Raw genomic sequence first — 21,833 nt, 5'->3', positions numbered from 1 at the left:
CCTTGGAAAACTTTACGGCTGAATATGCTGTAAAAGCCATGTTGTAATGACGCTTGAGAGAATTGTCCTGCGATAGATATATTACATCGAACACGCTTCTCTTTTGTTATACCACTCCGGTTAGGAATTTGGTGGTGGCTCGTTGAGAACTTACTAATTAAACTAAGTTAAGGGAAATAACTTAATCCTATTGACACAAGTTATTATGCAGTAGTAGTCTCTAATTAGTAATTTTTAATAAGGATAATAAAATGACTGGACGAATTATTAGTGTAGTAAAAGTAATTTCTCAAGATAAAAAATGGGGGTATATTAAACACGATAGTGAGAATGCTTTAGATGCTGATTATTCTTTCAAAGCTCATGACCTTATTAATCTAAGTATGGAAGATTTAAGAACCGATCTCGAAGTTAGCTTTATTCCGAATGAATGGAGAGATTCGAATGGAAATATAAAGAGATCAGCTTCAGAAATACAGCTGAATAACTCTAAATCCACTTCACTATTAAATAAAGACTCTCATGAAAGTGATAATGCTTCTATTAAATGTTCTAAGCCACACCAACTACCTAATAAGACTAAAAAACCTAATAACTATCTTATGCCCAACGGTGGCATTGATGATAGTGAGCTCATCATCGGTATTGTAAGTGCTGTCGGCACTGAGTCTAAAAGAGTAATAAATCCTTTAAAGGATAGATTAAGAGGTTTTGGTTACTCTGTTCAGGTCATTAAAGTCTCGGCCCTACTAGATTGTCAGGACTCTTTTGACAGTGAAGAAGAAAGAATAAAAAGATATATGCAGTTGGGTGACAAACGTAGAAAAGAGAGCCAAAACAATGCAATTTTGGCAGCAGGTGCTATTAAAGAAATTACTGAAATTCGCGATAATAACGAACAAAGACGTGCTTATATTATAGATTCTTTAAAACACCCAGATGAAGTCGAAATGCTGCGTAAAGTTTACGGAGATGGTTTTTATTTATTTGGTATTCATGCTGATGAAGACAGGCGTCTCAATTACCTCACTAAGGATATGTTGTGTGATAGTATCCTAGCATTAGAGCTAATTAAGACGGACGAAAACGAGAGTATAAAACATGGGCAAAAAACTAGAGATACTTTTCATCTAGCAGACTTCTTTTTAAATCTCGGTAAAAATGATGATCAAGTCAAAAATACTATCCAAAGATTCTTAGAATTAATTTTTTCCCATCCACACAAGCACCCAACTTTTGATGAATTTGCTATGTTCATGGCATTTAATAGCTCTGTTCGTTCTGGCGACTTATCACGGCAAGTGGGTGCAGTCTTAAGTAGGAATAAACAAATACTAGCAACAGGAGCTAATGATGTGCCGAGATCAGGGGGTGGTTTATATTGGGCAAAGGAAGATATAAGCTCAGGTGAAATTATTGATGATGATAATGGTAAAGATTGTAAACTTGGCGAAGACTCTAATAAAAGAATGCAAAGCGAGATAGTTGATGAAATTTTAGAAAATATTATTGATGGAGATATTCTTCAGTTAAGTGGTGATCAAGAGAAAGCCCTCAAAAATATTTTAAAGTCTAGTAAAATAGGCGATCTTACTGAATTCGGTCGAGTCGTTCATGCTGAAATGGAAGCAATTTTGTCTTGTGGTAGAGAAGGTATATCTACTCTAGATTCAACGCTGTATTGCACTACTTTCCCTTGTCATAACTGTGCAAAACATATTATTGCTAGTGGTATTAAAAGGGTTGTTTATGTAGAACCATATCCTAAAAGTAAAGCAATAGAGTTTCATAGTGACTCCATAGAGTTAAAAAAACTAGATAGTAAAAAATCAACTGAAAAGGTTATATTCGAACCGTTTATTGGTGTAGGTTCAAGACGCTTCTTAGACTTGTTTTCAATGAGCTTAGGTAGAGGAGCAAAATTAAAAAGAAAGGATAAAGACGGCTATGCTCTAGAATGGAGGTTAGGAGATTCATCTATCCGCACTCCTCTACTAAACAAATCTTATTTAGAGATAGAAAATGATGCCATACAAATTTGGAACGATCACTCTTAATACTTTAGAGCAGTTTTGTGATTTTTGAAATCAATACTTCTGAACATAAATGGTAATCTAATTATAAGACCACAACTGCACTCCAGACGGAGAAGGTTAATACTCTTTATCTAATAATTTTAAGCCTTTAACTTTATTCCGACTCCACCCATACCATACTCTCCAACATCATCAGCACAAACAAGCGCTCCTCCAACGTCTTCGTATTAGCCATGCGCCGCTCTAATAAGGGCGTCGCTGCCGTATCGATAATCACGAAGTCCGCTTCTTTACCCGGCGTAAAGTTACCCAGTTTTTCGTCCAATAATAGCGACTGCGCGTTACCCAGAGTAATTTGATACAGCCCTTGATGCGTGACAGGATATTTTTCTACAGTCGCTTCATAAAGCGCTCCAAGCTTATTCTGCTCAAATCTCAGCAGAAAACCCCGCCATAAGCTCATCATAAAACGCTCGCCCAGCATCTGATAAGATGAAATGCCCTGTAATGGGATTTTCAAACATGATATGCCGCTCTATCAAAATCGACTTCACACTTTTAAATAAGTCCTCTCCCATATTGGCACGCTCTAATATCTCTTTGGTCTGTGGCATGCTCTGTATTTTATTAAATTCGGCTTGGCTCAGCCCGCCACTGCTAGTGCTTAACTTCTCCAATCGATAGTTGTGCGTGGTCAGGTATTTACCTATTAATAACAGCAGACAATATGCCTTCATAGCAATGTCTGTTTTGCTGATGTCATGCGCCTGACCCTTAATAATATACACATAGTCAGCATTAGCGATTAGACTAAAGCCACTCATCGCATATTGATTTTTGTAGTCGCCTAAATTATCCATCATTTCGGAGAATAGAGGCTCAGACTCAAACTCGCCATGCGAACCCAGCCGCTGACGATTAATGATGCGCCCATTCATTAAATGATTGTATATCTCGACGCTTTTTTGCATATCAACCATGATGCTTACCCTTTTCCGCTGCCGCCTGCTGGTATTGTAATTTTCGATACTCTAAGTAATACGTCTCATCTTCTAAACGCGCTCGCTGCCGGCTCTGAGTAATGCTGTTTTTATCCAGCAGTGGCAAATAAAACTCCAATCCGTATAAGGTGTCTAGTAGCGAATAATCTGGCAACGCGGTTCTTAAATGGCTGTCGATTAACTCATGAATATCCTCAATATGCTCACGATTGGGCAAGCAAGTGGTCAATTGCATAATTTTATTCTTACGCTGCTTGCGCTCATTATCGGGCACTTCAGGCGCTTGGGAGATATCTACTTTTGGCTTAAGCGGTTGGCGCCAGATTTGCTCATAGTAGTTTTTAAACTGTAACAGACTCTTATCAGGATGCCGATTAAAGCGCGCCGAGAAGCTTTGCTTATGCGCTCCTAGCCCATCGAAGCAGCGCATCATAGCGATATCTTCTAATTCTGGCGTCAAGTACAAATGTTTGCGACCACCATGACGGAAAGCCACAAAAGTCTCCATCAGCTCATTAAAGCGCTGCTCAATCGCCATAAAGTAGCGCCGCTCCTCAGAGAGACTGTATAAATACGCCAGCAGACGATCGGAGAGTTCACGGATATCTTTATAATACGAGGTAATCGCTGTCAGCTTATACTGGATTGAGATAGCTAGCGCCTCGTTGCCATCATCACGGCAATAATTGATCAAGTGATCGACCGCTTGCACGAAGTTTAAACTGTTGACCAGTTGCAGGTCAGGATTAATAAACTCTAAGCAAGGCTGCACATAGCGCTCGTGAAGCTTTTGTGCCAACTGATACAGCTCATCAACATTCTGCTTACGCTCGCCACTGTCTAAGAGCTGATACTGCTTGGCGACCTCATCGACCTTGTGATGTAGGACTCTGATATTCTCTTTGATGGTGGTTAATACTTGGCTTATGAGCTCCCAAAATAGCTGCAAATGCTCCTGATAAGGCTCTGAGCCGGTCTCACTACTGCCAATGTTATTGGTGATATCTAGCATTTGCGATCGCAAGGACTCAAACTTAGCGAGGCTCAATTCTTTATTGCGGGACACGTCTAAAAATATCAGCAAATCGTAGACGACTTTTGACAGCACCAAGGTGCCTTTGAGTTTATCGCGGTGGGAGAATATGCCGCCATCAAGTAGGCTTTGCAAGCTCAGTATCGTCTTAAGAGATGCATCGTCTTGGCTTAAGACTTTCTGATTATAAAAGCGCACATAATGAGCTTCGGGGAATTCTAGAGCGCCGCCTTGGCTATTGATATAGTCAATAAATTTAAAAAAGTCATTTTTGAATTTTAGTACCGCTCCAATTAAGACGTCACGATTAATCAACATCGGCTTGCCTCATAAGCCCATCATTACCAAGCTCATCGTCGTCCTTATTGTCTACAGTCGTCTTATCGGTCTCATTGGCTCCTGTTTCTTTAGCATCAGTATCTTTAGCAGCTGTCTCATTATCAGCAGGATCATTGCCAACATTGTCATTGCCAACATTGTCATTAACAACGGTCTCATTAGAAATAGTAATTTCACTCTCTATATCCGGCTGCACGCCCCAGTAATTAATGGCCTCAGGCATAATATTAAGCACACAGTCAGCCACTTGTGGCGCATGCTCCAAGACATTGTAGTCGACATGCACCCAGCGCTTGACCGATTGACAGACTGAGGTACGCTGGGTGGGCGTGGCACAAAATGCCGAGAAGCCATGCTGACCAATACAGTCAATGATGGTCTTAGTATTACTGTCATCGAGGTCACCGATCTCATCGATAATAATGGGCATCTTAAAAGAGCTATTAGGCATAAAGATGCGCCCCAGTAAGATAGCAATGATAGAAGCGGTGATGGTACTGGTCGTGCCCCCTGACTGCGATTTGTCCGTCGTCGTGCCATCAGGCTTTTGATACTCAAAGCTAATTTTACTAATGATATCGCGCATCTTCAGCAGGCCAGTGCGCTTATTGGCATGCTTATCGACGTAGCTGATGAGCGATTGATAAAACTCGCGTCCCATCAGCTGGGTTTGGGTGACATCATAGCTTTGGTAAAGCTTATACACATGATTAAAGTCAGCATGTCGGTGCAGCTTTAGGCGCACTTGATCGAGGTTCGATATTTTATGCGCGTTGATTTCTTTGTTAATAGTGGCGATGCTGTCAGTCAATAGCTGATGCGCATCCGCGATTTCTTTAAGTTGATTGCTGATGATATTATTGTGCTCAGCGATTTGCTTAATTTGCATATTTTGTTGATAGTCCAGGGTGCTAAAGCTGGTATTGTAGGCTTCCACTATCTCGCCCATCTGCGCTAAGTTTTGAATCACCTCAAAGGCATCGATACGCTCATTAGGCACCTCTTTAATAAAGCTTTCTATAAGACCCTTAATATCCGTACGCTCAATAATGAGACTGTCCGCCTGCTGGGTTAGCTCATTGATGATGGCGTCATCAAGCCTTAAGCTCGCGCCCGCATTTTCAGCCTCATACTCTGCCGCTAGCTTAACGATATCCTCCTCACTGTGATAAGTCTTGCCAGTGGCTTTGGCGATTCTGTTAAGATTTGTCTCATAAAGCTCAAACTTACTGCTGCGCTCCTCTAGCTGCTCTTTTTGCGCCCGCGTCATCTGCAGGCGTTGACCGGCTTGCTGCTTTTGCTCTTCAAGAGCCGCCAGCTGATCTATGATATCTTGCTGCGCTGAGGTTTGCTCAGCGCGCTTGAGCGTATGTTTGTCTATATCCTCCTGAGCAATGTCATAGCGTTTTAGCGCATTAATCTGATCAGTCAGGGTCGCAATTTGAGCGTTAATAACGTCAAGTCGCTGACGTCGTGACTCGCCGCTGCTATCCGTAATGGTGACATTGATCGCTTTAATCTGCTGCTTAGCTTTGGCTATTTTATCCTTGAGTCCGTCACTTTGTAGCCGCAATTGCTGCGCCTGCTGCTCAGCGTTATAAGCCTTGACCGGCGTTGTGGGTAGTAGCGCTTGTAGAAATATCAGCTGCTGATTATCGATAGTGAACATATCGGCAAAAGCTTGCAAAGTGCGCTGTTGCTCAGCGCTAATATCAACGGCAATATCTCCAAAATCCTGATTTATGCTTAGCAAGATATCCGCTGTTTGCGCCGGCAGTTGGCTAAGTAATAAGCTATCAATATTGTCTAATTTTGCCTGATTGGCTGCTAGCTGCGCCTTATTTTGATTATGAACCCTAAAAAGTTCAGTCAGCATGTGCGCGGTCTTTTCTGCATCACTTAACGCACTTTGCTCCTGCTTGAGCTCCGCTAAAGTCTCAGCTAAGTTGGGGCGCAGCTCATCTGCATCCGTATAATTATGCTCTGACATGACCTGCTTGGCGGTCAGAATTTGCTGATGGGTGTCATCAATGGTCTCTTTCAGCCCTGTGATAATACCTTCAAGTTTATTTTGCTGAGCTTTTAACCCGTCATATTGAGCGCTTAAACGCTTATGCTCACGCTGCGCCTCTGCGAACGCTTCACTAGCTTTGCGGTGCTGACTACTATAGCTGCTTTTTTGCTCAGTCAGCTGATGCGACAAAATAGCATAGCACTTGCCCAGCTGCTCGCTTTGCTTATTTAGCGATGCAAATTTATGCTTAATATGCTCGTAGCGCTCTTTATTGTTGCTTAAGACCTGCAGCTCCTCACCTTTTTTGACCAACTGATGGTACTTCTCTTCTAAGCTTGCAAGATCCGCACTCATCTTTTCTTGCGGCCGGCTGCGCTTCATCTCAACTAAAGTAGCAATGGCATCGGCTAACGAGTCACTCTCCCCCGTTCCGGCATCAAACGCCATCTGGTAGATATTGCGAAAGGCATTGACCGCGTTTTTATTATTGTCAGATAGCGGTACGATGCAATAGCGACTGTCATCGCGCGCAAAGTTATGATACATCAGCTCTACGAGACGTTTGTCATCATTCACGTGGATGCCATTATGCTGCTTATTAAACGCCAGTAGTTTGTTAACACTCATGTCGTCAGCGAAGTTATGGGTCTCACTATTCCAAAACAGCGGCCTAACTGCCTCATAAGGGAGCGGTAAAAATACCCGGTAATAGCGGTAATTCCCCGCTTTATATAGCACCACACAAGAGGTGCCAAGATCGTTTTCTATTTCCATCGCCAAAAATGACTTATCTGACGGAAAATAAAACTCATAAGAGTCTTCTTTTGAATAAGTCCCTGCCTTACCCTTAAACTGAAACTTTTTTTCACAATAGGTAAAGTCTGTTTCTGGATAGAGCATCAGTTTGGTAGCGGCAAGGCTGGCCGTCTTACCCGCATTATTCGCCCCAAATAGCGCCAAATGCTCATCGAGCATAATCTCCGAATAAGCATGATTGGCAGAATTGACGAAGACGATTCGCTTTAAGGTAAAGTTGAGCGCAATATCTGCAAGCATGTCATTCATACAAAAAACTTTCCTGTTCTATAGTTTTAAAGTGGCGACTGATAATCTGACACACCGGTGTTAAGCCTTTATGACCTGCGCTAAGCGATCTTATTCTTGCCACCGTATCCGTAGTCGCGCGGCGCGACACTTGCGCTATTCTTGCGTTAATATCCGCGGGCATTAAAAATTGATAGGGCATATCGGGCAACTGCTCTATCAGGTTTTTGGCGATGGTTACGCCGCCCAAATCAATATCAAAGCAAAAGTACAACTTACGATATTGAGATAAAAAATTCTGATGCAAACTGTTGCTAATCTCATTACCCGCCGCATAGATGATGTCATAGTTTGTACTAGCAAATTCACATTGGTCATGCAGAAACTTCATAGTACTCTGCCAGTGCAAAAACAGCTGCCGATTTTCTATCAATAAGGCTTCGGGCGCTGCGGCTGTTGAAGTATTGTTAGCTGCTGACAAAGCACTTTGCTTGGAAGTACTGCCGCCGGTAATAGAGTCCGTCTGACTCGCTGCTATTGGCGCTGGTGGACAATAAAAATCACCCGCATCGTCAATCAGTACTACGATAGGATGAGAGGTGTTTTGGGAGGAAATAATTTGGGAGGAGACATCTTGCAATGAGGTGTTTTGCGATGATGAGTTTTGCGAAATGCTAACGTTAAGTGGTTGGCTCTCTATAGCGCGAATGACTAACAAGTATGAGCCCATCACCTTATGTTGATGGCTTAGATTTTGCCGAGCAGCACTGATACGGTCATGACCAGATTGGCTGGTATAGCGCTTGAGCTCTTGCAGCAAGGTCGGCTCTATACAAGTGACAATATAGCTATTGCCCTTTACTTTGCTCGCCTTAATATCCGTCACTTCAAAACGATGATTTAAATTGAGATTTTCTATGAGCTTGATAAAACGAGGTAGATTAATCGCTATCTTGTTATCAATATTATCTAAGATTTTGATTAAGCTAGTGGCACTCATTTTTAACCCGTCTTATTACTATTTTTATTGGATAGCTATTTAACTATTCACTATATCAAGTAAATAAAAACAAGATAAGCGTTTTATGATAATAAATAAAACGCTGCTAAATCATATAAGGGTATAAAATAAAACCTTGCGCTTCTCCCTTATTGACAGTCAAATAAGCTGCAGTATTTTGACCCTCTATAACGATAGCCTCAGTACAACCACCTTACCGCCGATAGCGACTAACCCCCGCAATCACCGTCTCAGCAATCACTCGATCATCACCCAACATCATCAACACGAACAAGCGCTCCTCCAGCGTCTTGGTATGGGCCATTCGCCGCTCTAACAATGGCGTCGCTGCCGTATCAATAACCACAAAGTCTGCCTCTTTGCCCGGCATAAAGTTGCCCAGTTTGTCGTCTAATAATAGCGACTGCGCATTACCTAAAGTAATTTGATATAAGCCTTGATGCGCAGACAAAGTATTGCCTTGTAAATGCTGCACTTTATAAGCTTCGGACAAGGTGGTCAGCATTGACAGGCTTGTGCCCGCGCCCACATCGGTGGCGATACTCACGCCGGTGTAGCTTAAGGTTTTGGGTAAATCAAAGAGTCCACTGCCTAAGAATAAATTGGACGTGGGACAATGCGCAATCTGCGTTCCCGTCTCGCGCAGGCGCTCATACTCGGGCGTTTCTAAATAGATACCGTGCGCCAAGGTGGTGCGTCGACCGAGCAAGCCCATATCGTCATAGACATCCAAGTAGCCTTTATGATTGGGGTATAGCTCACGCACAAAGGCGACTTCGTCTTGGTTCTCTGCCAAATGCGTCTGTACATAGACGCTGTCATAACTTTGGTATAACTCGCCCGCAAGACGCAGCTGCTCAGGCGTTGAGGTAATGGCAAAGCGCGGAGTAATCACCACATGCTGACGACCACGCTCGTGCCAAGTATCGATTAAATTTTGCGTATCGCGGATGCCCTGCTCAGCGGAAACGCATAAATGCGCCGGCGCGTTTTGGTCCATCAGAACGTTACCGGTAATCATTCGGGTATTTAGACGCTCGCTCTCTATAAAGAACGCTTCAGCCGACCCAAGATGACTGGTGGAGAACACCATGGCGCTGGTAGTGCCATTGGCTAGCAGTTGATTAAGAAAAAACTGTGCCGTATCGTGCGCTACTTCTGGGTCGCCAAAGTTGGCTTCGGTGACAAAAGTATAGTTATTGAGCCAGTCGAGCAGCTGCTCCCCATAAGCGGCAATCATATCGATTTGCGGATAGTGTACGTGGGTATCGATAAAGCCGGACATGATGAGCTTGTTTTTATAATTATGAATTTGCACCAGTTCCGCTGCTTCTCCAACATTCGCGTAACGCGCTAACATGGCCTCGCTAGTACCGTAAGCCACCACTTTGCCGCTAACATCATCGACGACCAGTGCCCCATCGGCAATATACTCAGGATAGATTTGCAGCCCAGCGTTGACGGACAATAGAGTAACGCTTTTATCGATAATTGCTGTCGTGGTATAAGAGTGCTGACCCTCTAATTTGGTATCTAACTGAGACTCTAAATCAGCGCCACTAGCACTCTCCGCTTGGGTCACGTAATGCAAAAGTTGGGCTTGGTAAATGTGCAGGGTCATGCTTAAATCTCATCGTTATTATTAGTAGCTATCCAAGATGTGGATAAATATTAGATATGAAAGGGGAGCTAATTTTGGTGATAGTGCTGCAAAATTTGTGCAGCGATAGAGACGGCTACTGCCATCGGCTCTTTGCCGCCAATTTCGAGACCAACTGGCATAACTAACGGCTGTAACTCTTGCTCGCTATAGCCGCGATTGAGCAAACGGTCTTGAAAGCGTTTGGCCTTGGTCTCTGACCCAATACAACCGATATAAGGGATCGTAGTTGACGGGTCAGCCCTTTGATCTTCGGCCGCCCTATTAATATCGATAGCTGCCCGCACCAACTCAAAATCCAGGCTATGATCATGCGTCATTACTAGCATATAGCGACCCTCACCATGTGAATGGACAAAATCAATAGGATCATCGCTAATATGCGGCCGGATATGAGCAAGTAGGCAATAACCCTGCTTGTCAGCGGATTGCGAATTCAATTGCGAAGCGGTTAGCACATCTATTTGAGAAGTCTCTTGGTTATCAGACTCATTGCTACTTAGGCTATTTTCAGGGAATCCATGTAGGGGCAGAATATTTTTAGAAAGTTTATAGCGGTCAAACATTTCAGGACGACTATCCACCCAATCGACTTGGCAAGGCAACTCGCTAAGTAAAGTCATCAGTGCTCCTGCCACATGACCCGCACCGAAGACTAACAGCGACATCGGCGGCGTGATGTTAAAGCTTTCAAACATCACGGTGACACTACCGCCACAGCATTGGCCGAGCTTAGCGCCGAGCGGGTAATGCTTGCTATACACAGTTTCGCGTCGCACGGGTTTATCAGCTTGGTCGCTGTTTTTTTTAACTAGCGGTTTTTTAACGGGCGCTTTTTTAACTAACGTATTTTTAGCAGCTATTGCCCCTAACTCACCAGATAGCAACTGCCTCGCCGTCGCAATAACATCGTACTCTAGCCCACCACCGCCTAAGGTATCGCAAATATTGTCAATGGTGATGACTATCTTCGCTTGTAGAGCTCGCGGAGCCGACCCGTTGACCGCGACGATAGTTGCCAACACATGTGCCGTTCCTTGCTGCTGATACTGGGCCAATCCCTCATACCAAAGTGTTGGGAGCTTCGGGGCCGTGGAGACGGTGGGGCGTGGTTTTACTAACGAGTTATTCACTATGGGCGGGACCTCGCGCGCCCGCGACATTAGGCTGATCAATAGCTTCCGGTTGCTCATCAGTTAGCTTGCCCACGACTTCTGGCGGGTCAATATCTTGCGCATGACGGACTTGCTCTGGCATTGGTTTATTACCTACTGACTCTGTTTTGCTGTTACTAGTTCCCTGCTCCTCTAACTCCCATGCCTCGCCTTGCATGTGCATCACCGCTTTTAGGACGGCTTCGGGGGTAGCCGGCATCGTTAGCTCAGGGTTCTTTTTATAATCACCAATACTTGCCACTGCATTATTAATGGCACACCAAACGCTAGCGGCTAGCATAAACGGCGGCTCACCTACGGCTTTAGAATTATAAATGGTCTGCTCGCTGTTTTTGCGGTCGAAAAGTTTGACCTGCCATTGCTTAGGTAAATCGTGCGCGGTAGGAATTTTATAATTGGCAGGACTATTAGACGCTAGCTTGCCCGCATTGTCCCAGACCAACTCTTCAGCAGTCAGCCAACCCATCCCTTGCACAAAGGCCCCTTCAATCTGACCGATATCAATCGCTGGGTTGATCGACTGGCCGACGTCATGCAAGATATCGCAGCGCAGTACTTGATACTCACCGGTTAGCGTATCAATCTCAACTTCTGCACAAGCCGCGCCTAGCGCAAAGTAAAAGAACGGTCGCCCCCAAGCTTTTGAGCGGTCATAGAATATCTTTGGTGTTTTATAGTAGCCCGTCGACGAGAGACTGACGCGGTGTTGATACGCCAATTGCACGAATTCCGCAAAGGTAAATACTTTGATAACTTCAGAGGTCGTAGCGTCACTAATATAAACGTGATTATTCTCAAATTTAATAGCGCTCTCAGCCACTTCAAAATGCTCAGCGGCGAACTCAAGCAGTCGCGCCTTAATCGTTAAGCAAGCATTTTGCGCCGCCTTACCATTCATATCGGTACCTGAAGAGGCCGCAGTCGGCGATGTATTTGGCACTTTATCGGTGCGTGTGGCCGATACTTTGACCGTGTCTAAATCCACAGCGAATTCATTGGCGACAATTTGCGCAATCTTGACAAACAACCCCTGCCCCATCTCAGTGCCACCATGGTTCAGATGAATACTGCCATCGGTATAAATATGCACCAGTGCCCCAGCTTGGTTTAGGGTCTGCACCGTAAAGGAGATGCCAAATTTGACGGGCGTTAGCGCTATACCGCGACGTTGATCACTACCCGTCGCTGCCGCTTGCTGATTGGCCTTGATGATGGCTTGGCGACGCTGCTCATAATCGCAGTCAGCGGCTAGTATCGTCATAATCGTAGCTAAATCAAAATGTTCAATCGGTTGGCCGTAGTGGGTACTTTGACCGTTCTGATACAGGTTATTCAGGCGCACTTGCAGCGGATCTTGCCCTAACGTATAAGCGATATGATCCATCATATATTCAGCGGTCATGAGCCCTTGGGGGCCACCAAACCCGCGGAAGGCCGTGTTCGAAACCGTATGGGTTTTACAGCGATGACCCGCAATTTGTGCGGCAGGATAATAGTAGCCATTGTCACAGTGAAACATCGCCCGATCAACGATAGCGTCTGATAAGTCGGGCGCATAACCGCACAGTCCCGCCAGCTGCATATCGACCCCAAGGATGCGACCGGTCTCATCGATACCGACCTCATATCGGTTAGCGAACTCGTGACGCTTACCCGTCACCACCATATCGTCTTGACGGTCAAGGCGCATACTCACTGGCACGTTATAGCGTTTGGCAACCAGGGCGCAAAGACAAGCCCACGCCGCAGCTTGAGTTTCTTTACCCCCAAAACCACCGCCCATCCGCCGTACGATAGTATTGACCGCATGGAATGGCAAGTCGGTCACTTCGGCCACCAGCTGCTGAACTTCACTAGGATGCTGCGACGAGCTGTAAACGTCTAACCCGCCATCATCTCCAGGCACCACATACGCCACTTGGCCTTCTAGGTAAAAGTGCTCCTGACCGCGCATATGGATATGGCCGTCGATACGAATCGGGGCAGACGCTAAAGCAGCCTCCGCATCGCCGCGCTGCATAAAGTGGCTCGGTCGTACAAATTGCTGCTGCTCGAGTGCTGCATCAATACTTAGGATGGCCGGTAGTGGCTCGTATTCCACGATGGCTTTTAACGCCGCTTGTTTGGCCGCTCGATGACTGGTTGCTGCTACCACAAATAGAGTCTGACCCACGTACTCGGTCAGGTCATCCACCATCAGCGGCTCGCCATCGAACACTGCTCCGATATCTGTCTTCGCCGATAAGTCTTTAAAAGTTAAGACATCCACTACCCCATCAGAAGCTCGAACCGCATTCAGATCCATGCCCAAAACTTTTGCGTGCGCATGGTTGCTCTTGCCCACAGCCAGATGCAACGTCTCTTGCGGCTTTAATACGTCGTCCACGTAAGTCGCCGTGCCCATCACATGGCTGATGGCACTGTCATGCTTAGCCGAAGTGCCGATTTTATTTTTTGGTGGGCGCACGCGGCGCATTTCATAAGGGTCAAATAGCGAGGTTTCGTGGCTCATGGCGGGCTCTCTTTTTATTTGGGCAACAAATCAATTTGTTAATAAGTAAGGCACATTTATAAATAACTAGACCTTATGCAAACTTAATATTTACCGACTCAAAGTATTGGACGTTCACTTAGTAGCCAGTAAACCGATTGGGTTAAGCCGTTTCCGACTGCATCGCGGCTAACAGCTGCTTGCCACATTTCACAAGCAACCGTTGCACCACATGCATACGATATTCGCGACTGGCTCTGACATCGGTCATAGGCGAGACATCTTGGTTTAACACTAGAGCGGCTTGCTGGAAACTGACTAATTCGACAGGTTGGCCCATTAGTGTCTGCTGACATTGCTTGGCCAGCATCGGTACTGCTGCCATCCCCCCGAGCCCCACTCTCGTATCGACAATCTGCTGACCGTCTTCCGATAAATCGACCCGCATAGCCAATAGACACGCTGAGATATCATCTTCATAGCGCTTGCTGATTTTATGGATAAATAAGTGCTGGGCATCGGTCATTAATGGGATATGAATCGCGACCACATAGCTGCCTGCTCGCAATTTAGTCTTTTTATAATCGAGGAAGAAGTCGGCTAAAGGAATCATTTCATCTTGAGGGACGGTTGCCTGAGCTTCGTTAACGACGCTATCTGCACCGCAATGACGCAGATAAATTCGCGCGTCTAATGCCAATAAAATAGGCGGTAAATCCCCAATAGGTGAGGCATTAGCAATATTGCCACCTATCGTACCCATATTACGAATTTGCGGGGAAGCGATGCGCTCAAACACTTGCGCAAAGGTAGGGAAATGCTGTTCCAGTACGGGCAACATCTGCTGATAGCTCATCCCCGCGCCGAGGACTAGTTCTTTGGCATCCGCTAAATTATCACCCGTAGCATTTTCTATAGGTTGCAATGACCAAGCTTTAAACTCATGAATACCAGACAGTTGAATGATCGTCTCGTGGTCCACCAGATGCTGAGTGATGCTTAAGCCGAGATCAGTACCGCCTGCCCAAAGCGTCGCCTTTGGATAAGTCGTTAGTAGCTGATTGAGCTCATCCATAGTTTTTGGAATAAAGAGTTGCTTTGCGCCTTGGCGAATTGCTGGCGTTAGGGAATCTTCAGGATTAAGAGTAAGCGCGGAAGATAATGGGGGAGAAAATTCTGTAGAAGGGTTTGCCATGACATCGATAGCCAAGTTTTTGTGGGTAGCTTGTGCTTGTCCCAACTGCTGCATAGCCAGTCCAGCGTCGATAATGGGTCGATAGCCGGTACAGCGGCAAAGGTTGCCAGAGATAGACGCTACCACTTCATCATAGCTTAGGTCATTAGAACCCGGATCAGAATCCTGTATCGTGCTGTTCGTTAAGCGCTTATTTTCATAAATGCACGCCAGCGACATGACAAATCCTGGGGTGCAAAAGCCACACTGCGAGCCATGACACTCTACCAAAGCTTGCTGCGCCGGATGTAGGGTCGCCCGTTCGGGATGATGCGCAGGATTGTCCGCCAGATAAGCCGCCGTCAGCAAATGATGACCGTCTACTAAAGACAGTAAAGTAATGCAGGCGTTAAGGGTATAGAAGGGAAAGTTGGTCGCAGGTGAATCAGTATTTGGCAGTCGCTGCACCATGACGGTACAAGCGCCACAGTCACCGCTACCGCAGCCTTCTTTGGTATCAGTTTGGCGCACGTGCTGGCGCAAATACTCAAGAACGGTGGTATTGGGATTGAGGTCGGTCAGCTCATGGAGCTTACCATTGAGATAAAATCGAATCATAGCAACACTCAGCTAGCATAATTGGATAAGTCGAATATTCGGCTTATCACACCCTTAGATCGTCAGTCAGCATTGACCTCGATGGGTAGATTTATGCTAATGGTGCTTCTATTGTAGACGCTGCCCTAAGGCAGAAATTGCGCGGGTATGACGTCGAATAGAGGGTACAAACTTAGTACTAGATAGGGAGGGCGCCTGCTTTATATAAAGACGCTAACTCTATCTATTAAATATGAGAATACGATGAACTTAGGATAATTGCAAATAGATATTCACTTTCCCATTCTTAGTCCTTAGATTTTATCCGCCATTTGCCATACCCCTTTAATCCCCTCCTCTATAAAGCATTATTAACCTCCTTGCTAACCCCCTCCCCAAACCAGTGCACCCTTATTAGGGCATGATTGATAACTGCACCAAAACTCAACGTAATTCATTCAATCTCCTGACTTCCTTAAAGAAATCCGCTACCTACTTTTATATCAATAAACTCAAGTCTTTGATAATTAAAATATAAAAGCTATTGGCATAAAAATTGAACTCTCCTTAGTGGTATAAGGACGCTTTATTTTTCGGCAGAAGTCTACTGGCCGCTTTGGCAATTTTGCTTTTATTTTTGGAGAATTTAATGACAAGCTTATCTGTTACTGCCCTAACTACCCCCAGCAAAAAACTAACAACCCCGCTAACTTTATTGACCGCAGCCTTAATGGGCAGCAGCTTGCTGGTCGGTTGTTCAAATTCAAATGAGACGGCAAGCTCAGGAGAGACCACTACTGAAACGAATGAAACGGCCACACCTGCCGCCGATGGCGACACCATTAAGGTCGGTATCTTGCACTCGTTGTCTGGCACGATGGCTATCTCTGAGACCTCACTAAAAGACACGGCGCTGATGACCATTGACGAGATTAATGCCAATGGCGGCGTTCTGGGCAAGCAGTTAGAGCCTGTGGTGGTAGACCCTGCCTCCGATTGGCCGCTATTCGCTGAAAAGGCTCGTCAGCTGCTAACTCAAGATGAAGTCGACGTTATCTTCGGCGGTTGGACCTCAGTATCGCGCAAGTCGGTGCTGCCTGTGGTCGAGGAGCTTAACGGCTTGATGTTCTACCCGGTTCAGTACGAAGGCCAAGAGCAATCTGAGAATATCTTCTATACCGGTGCGGCGCCCAACCAGCAGGCTATTCCTGCGGTTGAGTACTTGATGAGTCCTGAAGGCGGCAGTGCAGAGCGTTTTGTTCTATTGGGTACTGACTATGTCTACCCCCGTACCACCAACCAAATTCTACGCGCGTTTTTGAAGGACAAAGGGGTGGCGGATGAAGACATCATGGAAGAGTACACGCCCTTTGGTTTTAGCAATTACCAGACCATCGTCTCTAATATCAAGAAGTTCTCAACGGGCAAAAAGACCGCCGTCATCTCGACGATTAATGGTGACTCTAACGTACCGTTTTATCGTGAGCTAGCTAACCAAGGTATCGAAGCCTCTGACATTCCCGTTATGGCGTTTTCGGTCGGTGAAGAAGAGCTGCGCGGCATCGATACCAACCCATTACAGGGTCACTTAGCAGCATGGAACTATTTCATGTCGGTCAAAAACCCAACCAACAGCGACTTCAGCAAAGCCTACAAAAAATATGCGGTTGACAAGAAACTGCCTAACGCGGACAAAGTCGTGACCAACGATCCGATGGAAGCTACCTATGTGGGCATCAATATGTGGAAGCAAGCAGTTGAAAAAGCGGGTACGACGGACGTGGACAAGGTGCGTATTGCCATGGGCGGTCAGACCTTTGATGCGCCATCGGGCTATACGTTGAAGATGGATGAAGAGAACCATCACTTATGGAAGCCGGTCATGATTGGTCAAATTCGTAGCGATGGTCAGTTTGATGTGGTCTATAAGACAGATGATGTGATTCAAGCAGAACCTTGGAGCAGCTATATCCCTAAATAGGCTTGGCACAATAATAATCTCAATTAATACTGAAAAATAAAACGTAAGGACACCTTTTGCTCAAGGCTGAGCTAAGCCGCTAAAGGGTGTCCTTAATTTCTTGCCGATCTTGATAATGGATAAGGAGTCGCCCATGCCGCGCTCTCGATTACGCTCCAATTTTGCTTCAGTTCTAACCGATAAATTAACCTATAAATGGCTCGCCAGTTTTTTTGTGTGCATGCAGTTGCTAATTATCCCGGCAACGACTGCATGCGCACAAGAAGCCTTAGCAGCATCCCCCAACTTAGCAGCATCTGCCACGGCAGAACCTTTATCGAATCCTGAAACTGGCCTGCCTGCTGTTAGTGAAACTTCTTTAATCACTCCTGAGCTTAACACTGACCAAACCACCACTACTGCTATTAGCGGCGACGCGATTGAGCAATTTGTCGCCAAAGACTTTGCTGGCCGACAAACCATGCTCAAAGCTTGGCCTGGCAGTGTAGAAGCGCTCGATAGCTTAGTCGAGCTGATTGAGTCAGACGCGCTGTACCAAGACAACTCCGGGACGACTTATATCCTAGAGACTAACGATGCTGATGACGAGTCGTTACTGTCCTATCCCGACAAAACCGTGTTGGAAAAGTGGCCCAATGACTTAAAGCAAGTGACGCTGACCAATGCGCTGCGCTCAGCCCTTATCTTTGGTCAAGCCAAAGTGAAGCTAGATTCGGATAAGCCGTCGCAGCGACTAGAAGCCGTACAAATTTTAGACTCTCATTTACAGCAAGTAGATCCTTCAGTTATCACAACTGCGCTTGCTAATGAGAGTAATGACAAGGTCAAGACCGCACTGGTTCAGCTCAATGCAAGATTAGAGTTTTTGAGTGGTGGATTGGATAATATCAGTAATGAAGACAATACCGCCGGTAAGCTTGCTGCTCTTGAGATACTAAAAGACAGTAGCAGTCCTGATGTCATGGTCGATATCGAGAAAGCGTTGCAAGCGCCCGACCTTGACCCCGCGCTGGCAGCAGCTCTGATAGATGCTCAAGAGAGTATCGCCCGTCGGCTGAAGATGAGCGAATGGAGCGGTCATATCTTTACCGGTATGAGTACCGCCAGTATTTTACTTCTAGCTGCCCTTGGCCTTGCTATCACCTTTGGTTTGCTCGGCGTCATCAATATGGCCCACGGCGAGCTGATTATGATTGGAGCGTATACCACTTACGTGGTGCAGAGTTTGTTCAAGACGCATTTAAGCGGCCTGCTCGATTGGTATCTCATCGCCGCGATTCCTGCCGCCTTTTTGGTCAGTGCTGTCATCGGTATGATTATTGAGCGTATCGTCATCCGGCCGCTCTATGGTCGCGAGCTAGAAACCTTGTTGGCCACATTTGGCGTCAGTCTCATCTTGATGCAGCTGGTGCGCATGATATTCGGCGCGCAAAATGTCGAAGTGACTAATATTGCTTGGCTAAGCGGCGCTTACCAACTCACCCCAAGCCTATCCCTTCCCTTCAACCGCATCGCCATCATCGGTTTTACTGCCGTGGTCCTTATGCTGCTGCTGTATCTATTAAACAAAACCCGCTTTGGTCTCTTTATCCGCGCCGTAACGCAAAATCGGCAAATGGCTCGTGCTGTCGGTATTCGCTCGGCGCGAATCGATATGATGGCGTTTGGCTTGGGTTCTGGCCTAGCGGGTCTCGCTGGTTGTGCGCTTGCGCAAGTGGGCAACGTCGGCCCCGATTTGGGTCAGACGTACATCATCGACGCCTTCTTAGTGGTCGTCGTCGGCGGTGTTGGTCAAGTTTGGGGCGCAGTCCTTGCCTCACTCGGTTTGGGTATCAGCGGCACGGTGCTCGAGATTGGTATGGGCGCGGTTCTCGCCAAGATTATCTTATTGGTTCTTGTGATTCTGTTTATTCAGAAGCGTCCACAAGGTTTATTTGCCCTTAAAGGCCGATTTGTGGAGTGAGAGACATCATGAAATTTTTATCAGCATTTTCAAATTTATTATCCGACAAACCGCGTAACGCTATCCTTATCGGTCTCTGCTTTGCCGTCATGCTATTACTGCCTTGGCTGCACTTACTGCCTGCGGACGCCCCTTTTCACTTATCTGCCTACTGGGTCACTCTCATCGGCAAAATCATGTGCCTTGCCATGGTAGCGCTCGCGCTCGATTTAGTCTGGGGCTATGCCGGTATTCTTAGTCTCGGTCATGGCCTCTATTTTGCGCTCGGCGGCTATGCGATGGGCATGTATTTGATGCGCCAAGCATCGGGCGATGGCCTACCCGACTTTATGCGCTTTTTAAGCTGGACCGAAATACCATGGTACTGGGTCGGCACCGAGCATTTTGCTTGGGCAATGGCGCTCGTTGTCTTAGCGCCGGGACTGGTAGCCTTTATCTTCGGCTACTTTGCTTTTCGCTCTAAGATTAAAGGGGTGTACTTCTCTATCATTACCCAAGCCATGACCTACGCCGCGGCACTGCTCTTCTTTCGCAACGAGACTGGCTTTGGCGGTAATAATGGCTTTACGGGTTTTAAGACGCTACTAGGTTTCGATATCACTTCTGCACCAACACGAACTGCGCTTTGTTTTGTGACCGCATTAACCTTGCTGCTCAGCTATGTGGGACTGCGCTATTTGATGAACAAACCTTATGGCCGCGTGCTTGGTGCCATTCGTGACAGCGAAAACCGCTTGCAGTACCTTGGCTACCGCACCCTTTGGTACAAGCTGTCGGCTTGGACACTCTCTGCGGTGATTGCTGGTATAGCAGGCGCCCTTTATGTGCCACAAGTGGGCATCATTAATCCGGGTGAAATGAACCCGGTCAACTCTATCGAGATGGCGGTTTGGGTTGCCGCTGGCGGTCGCGGTACGCTTATCGGCGCTATCTTAGGTGCGGGCGTTATCAACGCCGTGAAGACCTACTTTACCGTGGCCTACCCTGAAGTGTGGCTGCTTATCTTAGGTGGCCTGTTCGTCGTCGTTACCCTCTTCCTCCCTAACGGCATCATCGGTATCTTTGATCGCTTTAAAAAAGAGGCAGACACGTCTGCTAATAAGGAGAGCAACCATGACTAAGCTCGAGGCCGGCTCTAAGACAACGGCTAAACCAACAGCTAAATTAACAGGTCAACAAAACAATAAGCTGAACCCTATGCTGCAACATTCCAAAGCTAATCAACAAGCAAACCCAACGCTTGACCCTGAGTCCTACTCGATAGATGACCCTGCGACTAGCGGCTATTCGCGACCCAAACCCCGTGGTGCTGATTTTACTCATGGCGTGGCCTTATACCTTGAGAATGTCAGCGTTTGGTTTGATGCGTTTAGGGCGCTCAATGACTTATCGCTTTATATCGAAACGGGCGAGCTGCGCTGCATCATCGGCCCTAATGGCGCAGGTAAAACCACGTTGATGGACGTCATCACGGGCAAAACACGCCCTACCGAAGGCAGCGTTTTCTTCGGTCAAAGTCACAACTTAGCCAATATGAGCACTGAAGAGATTGCAGAAGCCGGTATCGGCCGTAAGTTTCAAAAGCCCACCGTCTTTGAAAATTTCACCGTAATGGACAATTTATTGTTGGCCGCTCCTAGCAATAAACGAGTGTCAAACAGTCTATTTAGCCGCTTGTCCGCTGACGCCAAAAACACTTTGGAGTCCACGATAGAGCAGATTCGCCTCCGCGATATGGTGAATAAACCCGCTGGCCTCCTCTCCCATGGTCAGAAACAGTGGCTTGAGATTGGCATGCTGCTGATGCAACAGCCCAAACTTATTTTGCTTGATGAGCCTGTCGCCGGAATGACGGACGCTGAAACCGAGCATACTGCCGAGCTATGTCTGGAGCTGAAAAAGAACCACACGTTGGTCGTGGTCGAGCATGACATGACCTTCATTGATGCCATTAGTGAAAAGGTCACGGTGCTGGCAAATGGGGCGATATTAGCCGAAGGGACGCTAGCGGAAGTTCAGGCTAACGAAGACGTTATCGAGACTTATCTTGGCCGTTAACCTTAACCTTAGTGACCCTTTCCCAAATCCTCCCCCTACCCCTCCTTTTTAAAGTAGGCGAAAAGCACTGCTTGGAGAGGGAGGATTTGAGGATACTGATAAAGTAAATCTATCCCAATAATATTACGGTGATGCTGGGAGAAATTTTCGCAGCCTCTGGAGTGACCCCTCAAGGGTCGCACAGCCCGCTAGAAAAATTTTTACCAGTGGCACCGACATCAGTTGTCATTATTTTTTATTCAATCA

General features: G+C 46.3%; 14 protein-coding genes. 5 read left to right on the top strand and 9 right to left on the bottom strand.

Translation table 11 applies throughout. The features are described from left to right. Nucleotides 1-251: 251 nt before the first annotated feature. The gene (locus ACZ2XM_RS09890) at nt 252-2,057 is read left to right on the top strand and encodes an anti-phage dCTP deaminase (RefSeq protein WP_490588637.1); all 1,806 of its coding nucleotides are present in this window, start codon (nt 252-254) and stop codon (nt 2,055-2,057) included. Between the two features lie 133 nt (nt 2,058-2,190). On the opposite strand, the gene ACZ2XM_RS09885 is transcribed toward ACZ2XM_RS09890, so the two are convergent. The 9 genes from ACZ2XM_RS09885 to xdhA form a co-directional block, all read right to left on the bottom strand. Beyond that, nucleotides 2,191-2,502 (bottom strand): amidohydrolase family protein, encoded by a 312-nt coding sequence (locus tag ACZ2XM_RS09885; protein ID WP_490588636.1) that lies wholly within the window; start codon nt 2,500-2,502, stop codon nt 2,191-2,193. Next, entirely contained in the window at nt 2,465-3,016 is a 552-nt protein-coding gene (locus ACZ2XM_RS09880; RefSeq protein ID WP_490588635.1) for a condensin complex protein MksE, read from the bottom strand. Before ACZ2XM_RS09880 ends, ACZ2XM_RS09885 begins: the two co-directional genes overlap by 38 nt. Next, nucleotides 3,009-4,388 (bottom strand): hypothetical protein, encoded by a 1,380-nt coding sequence (locus ACZ2XM_RS09875; RefSeq protein ID WP_490588634.1) that lies wholly within the window; start codon nt 4,386-4,388, stop codon nt 3,009-3,011. The genes ACZ2XM_RS09880 and ACZ2XM_RS09875 overlap by 8 nt, the downstream gene beginning before the upstream one ends. Beyond that, nucleotides 4,378-7,488: a coiled-coil domain-containing protein gene (locus tag ACZ2XM_RS09870; protein ID WP_490588633.1), complete on the bottom strand. Its 3,111-nt coding sequence runs from the start codon at nt 7,486-7,488 to the stop codon at nt 4,378-4,380. Before ACZ2XM_RS09870 ends, ACZ2XM_RS09875 begins: the two co-directional genes overlap by 11 nt. Continuing rightward, the gene (locus ACZ2XM_RS09865; protein ID WP_490588632.1) at nt 7,481-8,467 is read right to left on the bottom strand and encodes a hypothetical protein; all 987 of its coding nucleotides are present in this window, start codon (nt 8,465-8,467) and stop codon (nt 7,481-7,483) included. The genes ACZ2XM_RS09870 and ACZ2XM_RS09865 overlap by 8 nt, the downstream gene beginning before the upstream one ends. Nucleotides 8,468-8,681: 214 nt before the next feature. Continuing rightward, entirely contained in the window at nt 8,682-10,109 is a 1,428-nt protein-coding gene (gene guaD, locus ACZ2XM_RS09860; protein ID WP_490588631.1) for a guanine deaminase, read from the bottom strand. 68 nt (nt 10,110-10,177) lie between these two features. Beyond that, on the bottom strand, nt 10,178-11,281 hold the full coding sequence (locus tag ACZ2XM_RS09855) for an XdhC family protein (RefSeq protein ID WP_490588630.1): 1,104 nt from the start codon (nt 11,279-11,281) through the stop codon (nt 10,178-10,180). Beyond that, complete coding sequence (gene xdhB / locus ACZ2XM_RS09850; RefSeq protein WP_490588629.1) at nt 11,274-13,835, bottom strand: xanthine dehydrogenase molybdopterin binding subunit; 2,562 nt, start codon at nt 13,833-13,835, stop codon at nt 11,274-11,276. The genes ACZ2XM_RS09855 and xdhB overlap by 8 nt, the downstream gene beginning before the upstream one ends. A gap of 142 nt (nt 13,836-13,977) precedes the next feature. Then, entirely contained in the window at nt 13,978-15,606 is a 1,629-nt protein-coding gene (gene xdhA, locus ACZ2XM_RS09845; protein ID WP_490588628.1) for a xanthine dehydrogenase small subunit, read from the bottom strand. 709 nt (nt 15,607-16,315) lie between these two features. Between xdhA and urtA the strand changes: the two genes are divergently transcribed. The 4 genes from urtA (at nt 16,316) to urtD (ending at nt 21,587) form a co-directional block, all read left to right on the top strand. Then, the gene (gene urtA / locus ACZ2XM_RS09840; RefSeq protein ID WP_490588802.1) at nt 16,316-17,566 is read left to right on the top strand and encodes an urea ABC transporter substrate-binding protein; all 1,251 of its coding nucleotides are present in this window, start codon (nt 16,316-16,318) and stop codon (nt 17,564-17,566) included. A gap of 133 nt (nt 17,567-17,699) precedes the next feature. Next, complete coding sequence (gene urtB, locus ACZ2XM_RS09835; RefSeq protein WP_490588627.1) at nt 17,700-19,529, top strand: urea ABC transporter permease subunit UrtB; 1,830 nt, start codon at nt 17,700-17,702, stop codon at nt 19,527-19,529. An 8-nt stretch (nt 19,530-19,537) separates the two neighbouring features. Beyond that, on the top strand, nt 19,538-20,650 hold the full coding sequence (gene urtC / locus ACZ2XM_RS09830; protein ID WP_490588626.1) for an urea ABC transporter permease subunit UrtC: 1,113 nt from the start codon (nt 19,538-19,540) through the stop codon (nt 20,648-20,650). Next, nucleotides 20,643-21,587 carry an urea ABC transporter ATP-binding protein UrtD gene (urtD, locus tag ACZ2XM_RS09825; RefSeq protein ID WP_490588625.1) on the top strand — a complete coding sequence of 315 codons (945 nt, stop codon included), beginning with the start codon at nt 20,643-20,645 and terminating at the stop codon, nt 21,585-21,587. Before urtC ends, urtD begins: the two co-directional genes overlap by 8 nt. Nucleotides 21,588-21,833 lie beyond the last annotated feature (246 nt).

It is taken from the genome of Psychrobacter sp. CoH-33_TS_01 (genome assembly GCF_058189395.1).
This window is presented reverse-complemented; position numbering and strand designations above follow the sequence as displayed.